The 13,401-nt window shown below is 68.7% G+C and carries 13 protein-coding genes; 8 read left to right on the top strand and 5 right to left on the bottom strand.

The window, feature by feature from the left end; translation table 11 throughout:
- A partial coding sequence (locus ACF8NF_RS00375) for an ATP-binding protein (RefSeq protein ID WP_392449882.1) occupies positions 1 to 167 on the top strand: 167 nt, incomplete at its 5' end.
- 58 nt (positions 168 to 225) lie between these two features.
- Here ACF8NF_RS00375 and ACF8NF_RS00370 read toward each other — a convergent pair.
- Complete coding sequence (locus ACF8NF_RS00370; protein WP_223275343.1) at positions 226 to 2,817, bottom strand: bifunctional diguanylate cyclase/phosphodiesterase; 2,592 nt, start codon at positions 2,815 to 2,817, stop codon at positions 226 to 228.
- A 257-nt stretch (positions 2,818 to 3,074) separates the two neighbouring features.
- Positions 3,075 to 3,989 carry a LysR substrate-binding domain-containing protein gene (locus ACF8NF_RS00365; protein ID WP_016450592.1) on the bottom strand — a complete coding sequence of 305 codons (915 nt, stop codon included), beginning with the start codon at positions 3,987 to 3,989 and terminating at the stop codon, positions 3,075 to 3,077.
- Between the two features lie 162 nt (positions 3,990 to 4,151).
- Between ACF8NF_RS00365 and ACF8NF_RS00360 the strand changes: the two genes are divergently transcribed.
- The 6 genes from ACF8NF_RS00360 to ACF8NF_RS00335 all read left to right on the top strand — a co-directional run bounded on the left by ACF8NF_RS00360 (position 4,152) and on the right by ACF8NF_RS00335 (position 9,683).
- On the top strand, positions 4,152 to 4,901 hold the full coding sequence (locus ACF8NF_RS00360) for an SDR family NAD(P)-dependent oxidoreductase (protein ID WP_012202664.1): 750 nt from the start codon (positions 4,152 to 4,154) through the stop codon (positions 4,899 to 4,901).
- 62 nt (positions 4,902 to 4,963) lie between these two features.
- Positions 4,964 to 5,971, top strand: a complete 1,008-nt coding sequence (locus ACF8NF_RS00355; RefSeq protein WP_392449880.1) for a TRAP transporter substrate-binding protein — start codon at positions 4,964 to 4,966, stop codon at positions 5,969 to 5,971.
- Positions 5,968 to 6,510, top strand: coding sequence for a TRAP transporter small permease (locus tag ACF8NF_RS00350; RefSeq protein ID WP_392449878.1), 543 nt, complete (start codon positions 5,968 to 5,970; stop codon positions 6,508 to 6,510). Before ACF8NF_RS00355 ends, ACF8NF_RS00350 begins: the two co-directional genes overlap by 4 nt.
- A gap of 12 nt (positions 6,511 to 6,522) precedes the next feature.
- On the top strand, positions 6,523 to 7,782 hold the full coding sequence (locus ACF8NF_RS00345; RefSeq protein ID WP_017406354.1) for a TRAP transporter large permease: 1,260 nt from the start codon (positions 6,523 to 6,525) through the stop codon (positions 7,780 to 7,782).
- A 33-nt stretch (positions 7,783 to 7,815) separates the two neighbouring features.
- Complete coding sequence (locus tag ACF8NF_RS00340) at positions 7,816 to 8,679, top strand: transketolase (RefSeq protein ID WP_209803279.1); 864 nt, start codon at positions 7,816 to 7,818, stop codon at positions 8,677 to 8,679.
- Positions 8,676 to 9,683, top strand: coding sequence for a transketolase family protein (locus ACF8NF_RS00335; RefSeq protein ID WP_061289840.1), 1,008 nt, complete (start codon positions 8,676 to 8,678; stop codon positions 9,681 to 9,683). The genes ACF8NF_RS00340 and ACF8NF_RS00335 overlap by 4 nt, the downstream gene beginning before the upstream one ends.
- Positions 9,684 to 9,695: 12 nt before the next feature.
- Here the strand turns inward: ACF8NF_RS00335 and ACF8NF_RS00330 are convergent, their stop codons facing one another.
- The 3 genes from ACF8NF_RS00330 to ACF8NF_RS00320 form a co-directional block, all read right to left on the bottom strand.
- The gene (locus ACF8NF_RS00330; protein ID WP_212645642.1) at positions 9,696 to 10,376 is read right to left on the bottom strand and encodes a winged helix-turn-helix domain-containing protein; all 681 of its coding nucleotides are present in this window, start codon (positions 10,374 to 10,376) and stop codon (positions 9,696 to 9,698) included.
- Positions 10,377 to 10,404: 28 nt separating this feature from the next.
- A complete protein-coding gene (locus ACF8NF_RS00325; protein ID WP_392449877.1) occupies positions 10,405 to 11,838 on the bottom strand; it encodes a hypothetical protein in 1,434 nt (477 codons plus the stop codon).
- A gap of 114 nt (positions 11,839 to 11,952) precedes the next feature.
- Complete coding sequence (locus tag ACF8NF_RS00320) at positions 11,953 to 12,159, bottom strand: hypothetical protein (protein WP_133073138.1); 207 nt, start codon at positions 12,157 to 12,159, stop codon at positions 11,953 to 11,955.
- Between the two features lie 143 nt (positions 12,160 to 12,302).
- On the opposite strand from ACF8NF_RS00320, the gene ACF8NF_RS00315 reads away from it, so the two are divergent.
- Positions 12,303 to 13,352, top strand: coding sequence for a porin (locus ACF8NF_RS00315; RefSeq protein WP_016450601.1), 1,050 nt, complete (start codon positions 12,303 to 12,305; stop codon positions 13,350 to 13,352).
- The last annotated feature ends 49 nt before the right edge of the window (positions 13,353 to 13,401 follow it).

Genomic DNA, 13,401 nt, shown 5'->3' with positions numbered 1-13,401 from the left:
AGGACGGCTCGGGCGGCACGGGCCTGGGGCTGGCCATCTGCCGCAAGATCATCGACGCCATGGACGGCACCATCGTGGCCGGCAACGGCCCGGCAGGCGGCGCCATCTTCACCATCATCCTGCCCAGCCGCAGTGCGCAGGAGACCCGGCCGGCCGAGCTGACATAGCCTGCGCGGGCGCGGTGGCGCGGTGGCGCGGTGGCGCGGTGGCGCGGTGGCGCGAGGCTCAGGCCTCGGACGGCATGTGCCGCCCATGCACCAGCCAGTTGTCCCCTGCCTGCCAGCGCGCGGCCCAGGCGGGCAGCTGGTCGGCGGGCATGGGCCGGGCGATGCCGTAGCCCTGGGCCACGTGGCAGCCCATTTCGCGCAGGCGGCGCGCATGCCTGGGGGTTTCCACGCCTTCGGCCACGGATTCGAGCTGGAAGGTGCTGGCCAGCTGGATCACGCCTTCGACGATGCCCAGGTCGTCCGGGTCGGCCAGCATGTCGCGCACAAAGCTCTGGTCGATCTTCAGCGACTGCACGGGCAGCTTGCGCAGGTAGGTGAGCGAGGAGTAGCCGGTGCCGAAGTCGTCCAGCGCAAAGCGTATGCCCAGCTGCCGGCACTGCCCCATCACCTGGATGGCCTGCTCCATGTCGGCAATGGCGGCGCTTTCCAGGATTTCCAGCTCGATCAGGTGCGGCGGCAGTTCGGGATGCCGGGCCAGCACCTGGGCCATGGTGGCGTGGAAGCCGCCATCCAGAAGCTGGTTGGCGCTGACGTTGATGCTCACGCACAGGTCCAGGCCCTGGTCGAGCCAGCGTGCCGCCTGGGCCACGGCCTCGCCGATGACCCAGTCGCCCAGCGGTCGCTCCAGGTCGCTGCCCGCGATGAAGGGCAGGAACTCGGCCGGCGAGCGCAGGCCCTGGCGCGGGTCGTGCCAGCGCAGCAGGGCCTCGGCGCCCACCAGCCTGCCGCCACCCAGCTCCACCTTGGGCTGGTAGTGCAGCAGGAATTCGCCCTGCTCCAGCGCACGGCGCAGCCAGCCCAGCTGCAGGCGGCGCGCATCGGCCTTGCGGTCGTTTTCCGGGTCGAACAGCTGGTAGCGGTTGCGCCCGGCCTGCTTGGCCACGCACATGGCCTGGTCGGCATGGCGCAGCAGCAGGTCGGGGTCGGCCTGGTCGTCGGGGTAGAGGCTGACACCCACGCTGGCGGTCACGGTCAGCACCCGGTCCTGCACGGGCACGGGGCGGCTGGCCGCCTCCAGCACCCGGTCGAGGATGGAGGTGCAGTGCTCGACCGAGCCGATCTGCGACAGCAGCAGCACGAACTCGTCGCCACCGAGCCGGGCCAGCGTGTCCTCGGAGCGCAGCACGCTCTTGAGGTGCTCGGCCACGCCCACCAGCAGCGCATCGCCGGTTGCAACGCCGTGCAGGTCGTTGATTTCCTTGAAGCCGTCCAGGTCCAGAAAGCACACGGCCAGGGAGCGGCCCTCGCGCGCCGTGCGCAGCATGGCCTGGTTGAGGCGCTCGACCAGCAGGCGGCGGTTGGGCAGTCCGGTCAGCAGGTCGTAGTGGGTGACGCGGTCGAGCTCGGCCTCATGGGCCTTGATGTGGCTGATGTCGGTGAAGACGCCGATGTAGTGCTCGATCTCGCCGCCGGCACCCTGCGCAGCGGAGATGGACAGCATCTCGGCGAAGATCTCGCCCGATTTGCGGCGATTCCAGATCTCGCCGTGCCAGAAGCCGTCGCGCGCGATGCAGGCCCAGATCTGCCGGTAGAACTCCGGCCCGTGCAGGCCCGAGGACAGCACGCGCGGCGTCTGGCCGATCACCTCCTCGGGCGCATAGCCGGTGATGCGGGTGAAGGCCGGGTTGACGCGCGTGATGCGCCGCGCCGGATCGACCACCATGATGCCCTGGTGGCTGCTGTCGAACACCACGGCGGCCTGGGCCAGCTCGCGCTCGAAGCGCTTGCGCTCGGTGATGTCCCGGGAGATGCCGAACAGGCCTGCGATGTGGCCTGCCGTATTGCGCACCGGGCCCTTGGTGACCAGGAGGTCCAGCGTCCTGCCCGGCTCCACCGTCAGCTGCTCCTCATGCGTGGCCACCTCCTGGCGCAGCACCGCCTGGTCCTTCCTGCGGATGGCGCTGGCGATGCCGAAGGGAAAGAGCGCGAAGTCGTCCTTGCCCACGATGTCTTCGGCCTGCCGGCCCACCAGGCTGGCGGCGGCCCGGTTGACCAGCAGATAGCGCCCGCGCAGGTCCTTCACGAAGACGGCATCCGAGGTGCCGGAGATCACCGAGTCCAGCAGCTGCCGCTGCATGTTGGCCTTGCGCAGCGAGCGCTGCAGCGTCTCGGCCAGCACGCTCACGGCCAGGCCGTTGACGGCCACCACCCCCCATTGCGCCCAGTCGCGCACGGCGACGCCGTCCGTCTGGTCCAGGCTGTAGGCCGCAAAGGCCGTGGCCAGCAGGCCCGGCCCCAGGCCGCCGATCAGCGCACTGACCAGCACGGGCAGCATGAACAGCAGCAGCAGCGAGCGTTCACCGAAATGGCTGGCCAGCGTGCTGCTGGCGGCCAGCACGGCCAGGCTCATGGCCAGGGCAAACAGATAGGAGGCCCAGACCGGGAAACGGCGCGGCCCCATTTCCTGGGTGATGGCGGAGGCGCCGCCGCTGTGCGCGGCCGGCACCGAGCACAGCGCGAAGAACAGCAGGAAGTCCGTGGCCAGCACAAAGAACAGCCCCTTGGCGACGGAAAGCCAGCCGATATCCGCACTGCCTGCCAACGCGAACAACAGCTTGTCGGACAGAATGATCCAGGCGAATGCGAGCAACCCGTAGCTCACCGTGATCAGTCCGATAAATCGGCGTCTTGCTGATTTGGCCATTTCAGCGTGGCACTCCCTGTGTATATGGCTGTCCGGAATTATTGCCAATCCCTGCTGGCAATCGCGTCGTCATTCGCCGAAAACAGGGGGCAATAAAACCATTTGCCGCGCACTCGCTCATTCATAGAGAAATTGCATCGCAGGCCTTTTCCGCCGGATGCGGGAATATCTGTCCGGCCTCTTTTCCCGGTCCGGCCGCCAACTCATTCCGGGCACTGGCGGCAGGGCTGCTGCTCGGTGCGTGCGGCCTCGGCATGCAGCCAGGCCAGGAAGGCCGCCACGGCGGGGCGCCGGGCGTTGCGCGCGGGGTAGACGGCAAAGTGGGCCTTGACGCGCAGGGCCCGGTCCATGCCGAAGGGGGCCACCAGCCGGCCGTCGGCAATGTGGCCGCCCGCGTTCATGGCGCTTTCCAGCGCCACGCCCAGGCCCTGCGTGGCCGCGTCCAGCGACATCTGGGCGCGGTCGAAGCGCACGGCAAAGCGCTCTGGCGCGCGCAGCTGCGAGAACGCCTGGAACCAGTCCGACCACTGGACGATGCTGACGTTGCTCTGGATCAGCGGCACGTGCAGCAACTGCTGCACGCGCTGCAGCCCATGCTCGGCCACGAACGCGGGGCTGGCCAGCGGCAGGATGTGCTCCTCGAACAGGGGCTCCACCTCCAGCTCCGGCCACTGCGCAATGCCGTAGCGGATGTCGATATCGGCCTGGCCCAGCGCGAAGTCGCTGTGCGAATGCGCAGCCGACAGGTTCAGCGCAATGTGCGGGCAGGCCCGTGCGAAGTCCCGCAGCCGGGGCATGAGCCAGAGGCTGGCGATGCTGGGCGCGCAGTGCACGTAGAGGCTGTTGCTCATGCTGTGGCGCAGGTCCTCGGTGGCCGAGACGATGGCCGCCAGCGCGCCGCCCACGCGTTCCAGGTAGGCCTGCCCCGGGCGGCTCAGGCGCACGCCATGCGCGCTGCGCTCGAACAGGCGCACGCCCAGCTGCGCCTCCAGCTTGGCCACCTGGTGGCTGACGGCCGAGGCCGTCAGGTGCAGCTCGGAGGCGGCCAGCGCGAAGCTGCGCCGGCGCGCCACGGCCTCGAAGGCCTGCAGGTGGGCACTGCTGGGAATGGATGCCATGGCAAGTTCCTCGAAGACGCGGGCAGCTCACAGGCAGACCCCGGGAGACCCCGTACGTGAGCTGAAGAACCGTCATCTTAGGCTGATGAAACATCGTTTGTCTTCATGCTCGTGACAGCCCAAGATGGCTGCATCCACCACCACTACAGCGGAGACAGGCACATGCTGCTCAAGGACAGGGTCGCCATCATCACCGGCGGCGCAGGGATCAACGGACTCGGTTTTGCCACGGCGCGCCAGATGGCCGCCCAGGGGGCCCGCGTGGCCATCCTCGACCTGGAGCGGGCCGACCCGGCCGGCGCGGCCGCGCGGCTGGGCGACGGGCACCTGGGGCTGGTGGCCGATGTGACGGACAAGCCCTCGTGCGAGGCGGCGGCCGCCGCCGTGCTGCGCGCCTTTGGCCGCATCGACGCGCTGGTCAACAACGCGGGCATCACGCAGGCCGTGGGCACGCTGGAGATCGGCGGGGCCGACTACGACCGCGTGCTCGACGTGAGCCTGCGCGGCACGCTGTACATGTCCCAGGCCGTGCTGCCGTCCATGCGCAGGCAGCAAGCGGGCGCCATCGTCTGCATCTCTTCCGTTTCGGCCCAGCGCGGCGGCGGCATCTTCGGCGGGCCGCACTACTCGGCCGCCAAGGCCGGCGTGCTGGGCCTGGCCCGCGCCATGGCGCGCGAGTTCGGCGGCGATGGCATACGCATCAACTGCGTCACGCCGGGCCTGATCGAGACCGATATCACCCAGGGCAAGCTCGGCCCCGAGCGCAAGCGCGAGATCTCCGCCACGATTCCGCTGGCACGCCTGGGCCGCGCCGACGATGTGGCCGGCGCCTGCGTGTTCCTGGCCAGCGACCTGGCCGGCTATTGCACGGGCATCACGCTCGATGTGAACGGCGGGATGCTCATCCACTGAGCCCCGCGCGCCTGGCCATGGCCTGCATGGCCGCACACAACCCAAGCAAAGGAGACAAGACCATGCAAAGCACGCTTTTCCACCGCGCCGCCCTGGCCGCCTGCGCCCTGCTGCTGCCGGCCCTGGCCTGTGCCCAGGCCGTCAAGCTCACGCTGGGCCACGGCGCGGCGCCCGACAATCCGCGCCACCTGGCCTCGCTGAAGTTCGCCGAACTGGTGAAGACGCGCAGCGCAGGCCGCATCGAGGTGCAGGTCGCCCCCTCGGCCCAGCTGGGCGACGACGCGGCCATGGTCACGGCCCTGCGCACGGGCGCGCTGGACCTGTCGGCCAATTCCCAGGGCGCGGTGGCAGCGGCCGTGCCCGAGTACGCGGCCTATGGCATGCCGTTTCTCTTCGCCACGCCGGCCCGTGCCTTCCAGGTGCTGGACGGGCCGCTGGGCCGGGAGCTGGCCGACAAATCGGCCGCCAAGGGCATGGTGGTACTGGGCTACTGGGACAACGGCATACGCCACATGACCAACAGCAAGCGGCCCCTGCGCAGCGTGGACGATCTCAAGGGCCTGAAGATGCGCACGCCGCCCGACGCGGTGCTGGTGGACATCATCCAGGCCCTGGGCGCCGAGGCCCAGCAGATCAAGTTCGCCGAGCTGTACGTGGCCCTGCAGCAGGGCGTGGTCGATGGCCAGGAGAACCCGCTGGCCAACTTCCACGCCAGCAAGCTGTACGAGGTGCAAAAGCACCTGACGCTGACGGGCCACATGTTCCAGATGACGCCGCTGATCATGGGCAAGCGCAGCTGGGACCGGCTGCCGGCCGCCGACCGCACGCTGCTGGCCGAGGCCGCGCAGGAGGCCACGGCCTACCAGCGCCAGCTGGCGCGCGAGGCCGACGACAGGCTGCTGGACGACATCCGCGCCAAGGGCGTGGAGGTGAGCACCATCGACGCGCGGGCCTTCGCCCAGGCCACGGCCAAGGTGCAGGACAAGTGGCTGGCCAGCCCTGCGGGCCCCTATATCGCCAAGGTCGTCAAGGCCGCAGGCGCGCAGTCAAGCGCAGGGAGCCGTCCATGAACCTCATCGAACGCCTGGTCACGGGCCTGTGCCGCGCCGTGCTGTGGGCCAGCACCCTGGTGATCTTCGTGATCCTGGTGTGCAACACCGCGCTGCGCTATGCCAGCGGCGCCAGCCTGCAATGGGCCAACGAGGTGCCCGAGCTGCTGTTTCCCTGGCTGGTGATGTCGGGCGTGGTGCTGGCCGCCGCCCATGGTGCCCACATCACCACCAGCTTCCTGGTCGAGGCCCTGCCTGCCCGAGTGCAGCGCGCCACGGCCGTGCTGGGCTGGCTGGCCGTGGCCGCCCTGTACGCCACGCTGGCCTGGTCCACGCTGAACATGCTGGAGATCGTGCATGACGAGCGCAGCCAGATCCTGGGCATTCCCGGCTCGCTGACCTATGGCTGCGTGATGGTGGGCATGGTGCTGCTGGCCTTGCTGGCCCTGCAGTCGGCCTGGCGCGCCTGCGTGGCGGGCAGGGACCGGGTATCCGCGCAGGCCGGTGCGGCTGGTGCGTCTGCCGAACCGGCCCGGCCCGTGGCCGGCGCGCACTGGTGAAGGGAGGGTGCCATGTCCTTCATCATGCTTTTCGTCTTCATGGCGGGCGCCGTGATCGCCATGCCCATTGCCCACGCGCTGCTCATGGGCGCCATGGCGGCGGCCGCCACCTCGGACCGCGTGCCGCTGGACCTGCTGGTGCAGCAGATGGTGGCCCAGGTGCAGAGCTTTCCGCTGATCGCCATCCCGTTCTTCATGCTCACCGGCTCGCTGATGATGGGCGGGCGCCTGGGCGAGGCCCTGGTGGGCGTGCTGTCGGCGCTGATAGGGCGCTTTCACGGCGGGCCGGCCCAGGTGGGGGTGATGTCGTCCACGCTGTTCGGCGGGGTGTCGGGCTCGGCCGTGGCCGACGCCTCGGCCATCGGCTCGCTGATGATCCCGTGGCACAGGCGGCTGGGCTATCCGCCCGCGTTCTCGGCGGCCACGCTGGCGGCGGCGGCCACCATCGACATCCTGATCCCGCCGTCGATCCCCATGATCCTGTTCGCGCTCAGCGCCAATGCATCGATTGCGGCGCTGTTCGTGGCGGGCATCGTGCCGGGGCTGCTGATGTGCGCGGGCTTCATGGGTGTGTGCTGGTGGGTGGGCCGCAGGCGCGGCTTTCCGCGCGACACCACGCCCTTTGCCTGGCCCGCCTTCCGTCGCCACCTGCTGTACGCCAGCCCGGCCCTGCTGCTGCCGGTGCTGATCATCGTGTTCCTGCGCTTCGGCATTGCAACGCCCACCGAGGTGGCCGTGCTGTCCACGCTGTATGCGGGCCTGGTGTCGGCCGCCATCTACCGCGACCTGGGCTGGCGCCGGCTCAACGATGCGGTGGTGCATGCGGGGCTGGCCACGGGCGTGGTGCTGCTGGTGATCATGGCCTCGTCGGCCATCGGCTGGCTGCTGACCTTCGACCGCATGCCCGACGGCATCGTGCAGTGGGTTCAGTCGCATGTGCATTCGGCCTGGCTGGTGATCGTGCTGATGAACCTGCTGATGCTCTTCATCGGCATGTTCATCGACCTGCCGGCCGCCGTGCTGCTGCTCACGCCGGTGTTCGTGCCGCTGGCCCAGAGCATCGGCATGGACATGACCCAGCTGGGAATCATGATGGTCGTGAACCTGGCCCTGGGGCTGTACACGCCGCCCGTGGGCACGACGCTGTTCATCACGAGTTCGCTGGCCCGGGTCAAGGTGGGCCAGACCGTGCGCGAGCTGATTCCCTTCTACCTGGTGGCGCTGGCGGTGCTGGCGCTGGTGTCCTATGTGCCGGCCAGCATCCTGCGCTGAGCCGCGCGCCCTTCCATCCCGAGGAGACGATGCATGAACCAAGAACCACTGCAACAGCGCCTGGACCGGCTCGCGGCCTGTGCCTGGCGCATACGCCGCCGCGCCCTGCAAATGGGCGAGGTGCAGGGCCAGGGCTACATAGGCCAGGCCCTGGGCTGGGCCGATGTGCTGGCCGTGGCCTATGGCGACGCGCTGCGGCTGCGGCCCGATGAACCCGGGTGGGAGGGCCGCGACCGCTTCCTGCTCTCGCACGGCCACTACGCCATCGCCTTCTACGCGGCCCTGGCCGAGGCGGGCATCCTGTCCGACGAGGAACTCCAGACCTATGGCAGCGATGACAGCCGCCTGCCCATGTCGGGCATGGCCAGCTACACGCCGGGCATGGAGATTTCGGGCGGCTCGCTGGGCCAGGGCCTGCCGATCGCCGTGGGCATGGCGCTGGCGCTGCGCCACAAGGGCAGCGATGCCTTTGTCTACAACTCCATGTCCGACGGCGAGCTGGACGAGGGCTCGACCTGGGAGGCCGCGCTGTCCGCCGCCCACCACGGCCTGGGCCGGCTGATCTGCCTGGTGGACGTGAACAACCAGCAGGCCGATGGCCCGTCCACGCGCATGCTGGGCTTCGAGCCGCTGGCCGACAAATGGGCCGCCTTCGGCTGGCATGTGCAGCGCGTGGACGGCAACGACCTGGCCCAGGTGGTGCAGGCCTTCGACGCGGCACGGGCGCTGGCCGAGGACCGGCCCCGCGTCATCCTCTGCGACACGCTGATGGGCAAGGGCGTGCCCTTCCTGGAGCAGCGCGAGAAGAACCATTTCATCCGCGTCGATCCGCCCGAGTGGCAGCAGGCCCTAGCCATCCTGGACGCATCGCAACCCCTGGAGCCCGCCCTGCCATGAACATGCCTCTTGCCACCCCCAAGCCCCGGCCGACCACCTCGGCCATGATCGCCTCCATCGCGGCCGAAGGCCAGCGCGTGCAGGCCGCGCCTTTCGGCAAGGCCCTGGTGGAGCTGGCCGCCAGCCGCCCCGACGTGGTCGGCCTGACCGCCGACCTGGCCAAGTACACCGACCTGCACCTGTTCGCCCAGGCCCACCCCGAGCGCTTCTTCCAGATGGGCATGGCCGAGCAGTTGCTGATGGCCGCCGCCGGCGGCATGGCCAAGGAGGGGCTCACGCCGTTTGCCACCACCTATGCCGTCTTCGGCACGCGCCGCGCCTACGACTTCATCCACCAGGTGATTGCCGAGGACAACCTGGACGTCAAGATCTGCTGCGCCCTGCCCGGCCTGACCACGGGCTACGGCCCCAGCCACCAGGCCACGGACGACCTGGCCATGATGCGGGCCGTGCCGGGGCTGACCATCGTCGATCCCTGCGATGCGCTGGACATCACCCAGGCCGTGCCCCAGATCGCGGCGCACCGCGGCCCCGTCTACATGCGGCTGCTGCGCGGCAACGTGCCGCTGGTGCTGGACGAGTACGACTACCGTTTCGAGCTGGGCAAGGCGAAGATGCTGCGCGAGGGCCGCGAGGTGCTCATCATCTGCAGCGGCTTCATGACCATGCGCGCGCTGGAGGCCGCCCAGCTGCTGGCCACGGACAACGTGGGCGCCGCCGTGCTGCACTGCGCCACCATCAAGCCGCTGGATGTGCAGGCCATCGTGCAGGCCGTGGCCAGCGGGCCGCGCCTGGTGGTGGTGGCGGAGAACCATTCGGTGGTGGGCGGCCTGGGCGAGGCCGTGGCCGGCGCTCTGCTGGAGCGCGACGTGCGGCCCGCGCGCTTTCGGCTGGCGGGCCTGCCCGACGCCTTCCTCGACGCGGGCGCCCTGCCCACGCTGCATGAGCGCTACGGCATCAGCGCCCAGGCGCTGGCAGGGCGCATCCGGCAGTGGCTGGGGTAGGCAAGGCTGCGGTCACGGGGAATCTGTCCGCAGCGCCAGCATATAGCCCATGCCGCGCACCGTGTGCAGCAGCTTGACCGCATAGGGATCGTCGAGCTTGCTGCGCAGCCTGCACACCGCCACGTCCACGGCGTTGTTCAAGGCATCCACGGGCAGGCTCCAGACCTGCTCCACCAATTCGGCACGCGAGACCACATCGCCCTGGCGCTGCAGCAGCAGCCACAGGACGGCGAACTCCTGCCGGGTCAGGTCCAGCCGGCGACCGGCGCGTTCGACCCGCTTCTTGGACAGGTCCAGCACCAGATCCGCCAAAGTCAGGCGCATGCCCTCCCGCCCGGCGGACCCGCGCATGCGCAGCCTTGCGCGGGCCAGGAACACCGGCAGCCTGATGGGCTTGACCAGGTAGTCATCCGCGCCGTGCTGCAGGCAGAACACCTGGTCCTCCAGGCTGTCGTTTGCGGCAACCACGATGGCGGGGGTGCTTGTGGCCCGGCGCAGGGCCTGCAGGACCTCTCGCCCGCTCAACGCGGGCAGGTCCAGGTCCAGCACCACCAGGCTGTAGGCACGGCTCAGTGCCATGTCGCGGCCCTGCCGGCCGTCATGCGCGACGTCCACGTTGAACCCGTCCTGGCACAGGCCCTGGCACAGGTACTGCGCCGATGGAGGATGGGCGTCCACGATCAGGACTTTCATGCTCGCTCCTTTGACCGCACGGCAAGGCTCAGGCCAGCACCTGCCTGAGCATCTGCTGCTGCCGTCGCGCCCATTTCGTGCCGACGCGGATGGCCTCGCGCTGCCGGGAGGAGGCGGAGGCGAAAAAGACCGTCTCGCTGATCTGCAGCCGGTGGAACAAGCGCCGCAACTGCAGCGAACGTGCCCGCAGCGATCCTTCCGGCACCAGGGATTCCTGGCGCTGCGCCGAGAACAGGAAAGCGGCCTGCTCCAGGCAGCAGCGGGCCTCGGGCGTGGTCGCGGGCACGGCCCGGGGCTCGCACAGCCGTGCCTTCGCCACAAAGGGGTTGTGGCCCACCACCAGGCCCCAGGGCCGCATGGCGGTCAAGGGGTCGACCGACAGCGCCTCCTGCTTGGTGAGCCCGAACGCCCGCGCCAGGCGCAGCCGCATGGCCAGCCGCGGCGCATCGGGCCGCACCGCCTCGATGGCCGTGAGCGCCTCCTCGTCGCCCCCGTCCACGGGCAGCAGCAACGAGCGCAGCAGCAGCCCGGCCTGCTCGTCGTCCTTGGCCGCCGCGGCATGGAGCAGGGCCACGCCCTGCTCCATGGATTCGATGCGTGTGGCGTCACGCAGCACCAGCGCACCCAGGCGGCGCTGGGCCTCCGCCAGGTCGTGCCGCGCCGCCTTCTCCAGGCAAAAGCGCGCCAGCGTGGGATTGGCCACCGAACTGCGGTAGTCGGAACACAGGCGAAACAGGTGCAGCCAGGCGACGGCGATGCCGCCATCGGCGGCGCGCAGCAGCAGGGCTGCCGCCTTGCGCAGGTTCTGCGCGTGCACGAGGTTGTCTGGCGCAAGGTGAGCGCAGGACTGGCCGGAAAGCGCCCGCCCCAGCGCATGGCAGGCGTGCAGGTCGCCATCGGCGGCGCAGCGCTCCAGGCTGCTTTCTATCCAGCCCACCGCCAGCCGCCCCAGGCCATGGCCTGCCACCTCCGCCTGGTGAACCAGGTCGGCGATCAGCTGCTGTATGGCGGGACAGGCAGCGGCATGGGGCAGATCGCCCAGCAGCTCCAGCATCTGCACTGCGCGTGGCGACTGGCCCATGGCCATGGCCTGGCGGGCTTCGCTGGCCATGACCTCGGCAATGTCCTGCGGCTGTACGGCGCGCAGGATCTGCAGGACCTGCAGCAGCTCGCCGCAGGTGAGCGCGGATGCGCCGCCTGCCCCGTGGCACGGAAGGGAAGCGCTGCACCGGCCCAGGCATTCCAGCGCCAGATCGAGTTCCCCCCGGATGAGATGCCATGCGGCGAGCTTCTGGCGCCCGACATCCTCGTACTGCGCAGCGATCCTCAAAGGCTCCAGCAGCCCGTGCTCCAGCAACTGCCTCAGCGGCAGATGCAGGGCCATGCAGACCGAGGCCTGGCGCCTGGCCTGGGGCAGTGCGGCCTGCAGGTAGCCGAGCCCCACGGAAATGCTTCTGGGCACGCCCGGCCCCCCTGCCAGATAGGCCTCCCCGAGCTGAAGCCTGGCCCCCGTGTCCCCTCTTCTTGCCAGCATCCTCAGCTTGACATCCTCGCGACGCATTTTCTGCCCCCCCGCCTATCTTTCAATACCCACCCACAGCCGCATCAGCGATACGACACGGATTATTTTTATTTCACCGGAGTCAATCCCCTGAATGCTATCAATGCCCAACATCCATCCACCCGACAGCAAAGTGACATTCAAGACATTTTGAAGAAAGGTAACTGTCATGAATGGCAGCCCCTGCCTTCTGGTGTTGGCGGGGTGGAACAGGTTTTGCACGAAAAGCCTGTGAATGGCTTGCCATGCCCTGCCCATTTCTTTTCAAGACCGACTGCGATCGCCTGCGGATTCTAGTATTTACCACAGCATCCGTTTTGAAAATGGATGCGCATGGAATCCACCATTCAATACAAGGATCAGGCATGAAATTCAATCGCATATTGGCGGCAGCATTGCCCGTCATTTCGCTGGCGGCCAGCGCGCAGTCATCCATCACCCTGTTCGGCATCGTAGACGTCAATGCGCGCTACGTGAGGAACAGCGACCTGCCTGGCAACCTGACCATGAACAACAGCGGCCTGGCCTCCGGGCGGCTGGGATTTCGCGGCGACGAGGATCTGGGCGGCGGACTGAGGGCCGGCTTCTGGCTGGAGTCGGACGTCAATGCCGACACGGGCACGTTCAGCTCCACGGGCAAGTTCTTCCAGCGCCGTTCCACCGTGAGCCTGTCGGGAGGTTTCGGCGAAGTGCGCCTGGGCCGCGACCTTTCGCCGGCTTCGGCACATACCTACAAATACGATCCGTTCGGCGTGATCGGACTGGGCGGTTCCGCCGTGGCAAGCCGCATGCCGGACGGCTTCTCACCGTCCTACTACCGCCGCGACAACGCGATCCAGTACCTCTCGCCCAGCCTCTGGGGCCTGCGTGCGGAATTCATGTACGCCATGGACGAGAACCCATCGAGCAACGTGGGCCGCCACGTGGCAGGCCGGGTTCACTACGAAAACGGTCCATTGAGCCTGTCGCTGTCCTATGGCACGACCGACATCGGCGCCGCCGGCGCCAAGTTCAGGCAGTATGGCGCGGGCGCCTCGTACGACTTCGGTTTCGCCAAGCTCATGGGCCACTTCCAGCGGGAGGACCTGCCTTTCGGCACCTACGGCAGCAGCACCCTGGGCTCCGAGGACCGCTGGCTGCTGGGCATGACGGTTCCCGTGGGCAGCGGCCATCTCCGCGCCTCCTATGTGCGTACCGATTCGCGCAAGGGTCCGGTGGCATTCAATGGCAGCGATGCGAACAAATATGCCATCGGCTATGTGCATGATCTGTCGCGCCGCACGGCCTTGTATGGAACCGTGGCCCGCATATCCAACAAGGGCAATGCGAATTTCGCCCTGTCGGGCGGTGCACCGGGGCTTGCTCCCAAGGGCACGTCAACGGGAGCGGAAGTGGGCATACGCCACAGCTTCTGATTTCCTTTCCGGGATTATTCCCGCCAGCGTTGCAAAACCGCTGGCGGCA

The organism is Delftia sp. WSY_22 (assembly GCF_043104185.1).
Lineage (GTDB): Bacteria > Pseudomonadota > Gammaproteobacteria > Burkholderiales > Burkholderiaceae_C > Comamonas > Comamonas tsuruhatensis.
Note: the sequence above shows the minus strand (reverse complement) of the source record. Positions and strands in the feature narration are given on the sequence as shown.

Coding starts and splice junctions, on each gene's coding strand:
- ACF8NF_RS00365 (WP_016450592.1), bottom strand. CDS start 3,989: ATGGCATCCATTCCCAGCAGTGCCCACCTGCAGGCCTTCGAGGCCGTG.
- ACF8NF_RS00360 (WP_012202664.1), top strand. CDS start 4,152: ATGCTGCTCAAGGACAGGGTCGCCATCATCACCGGCGGCGCAGGGATC.
- ACF8NF_RS00355 (WP_392449880.1), top strand. CDS start 4,964: ATGCAAAGCACGCTTTTCCACCGCGCCGCCCTGGCCGCCTGCGCCCTG.
- ACF8NF_RS00350 (WP_392449878.1), top strand. CDS start 5,968: ATGAACCTCATCGAACGCCTGGTCACGGGCCTGTGCCGCGCCGTGCTG.
- ACF8NF_RS00345 (WP_017406354.1), top strand. CDS start 6,523: ATGTCCTTCATCATGCTTTTCGTCTTCATGGCGGGCGCCGTGATCGCC.
- ACF8NF_RS00340 (WP_209803279.1), top strand. CDS start 7,816: ATGAACCAAGAACCACTGCAACAGCGCCTGGACCGGCTCGCGGCCTGT.
- ACF8NF_RS00335 (WP_061289840.1), top strand. CDS start 8,676: ATGAACATGCCTCTTGCCACCCCCAAGCCCCGGCCGACCACCTCGGCC.
- ACF8NF_RS00330 (WP_212645642.1), bottom strand. CDS start 10,376: ATGAAAGTCCTGATCGTGGACGCCCATCCTCCATCGGCGCAGTACCTG.
- ACF8NF_RS00315 (WP_016450601.1), top strand. CDS start 12,303: ATGAAATTCAATCGCATATTGGCGGCAGCATTGCCCGTCATTTCGCTG.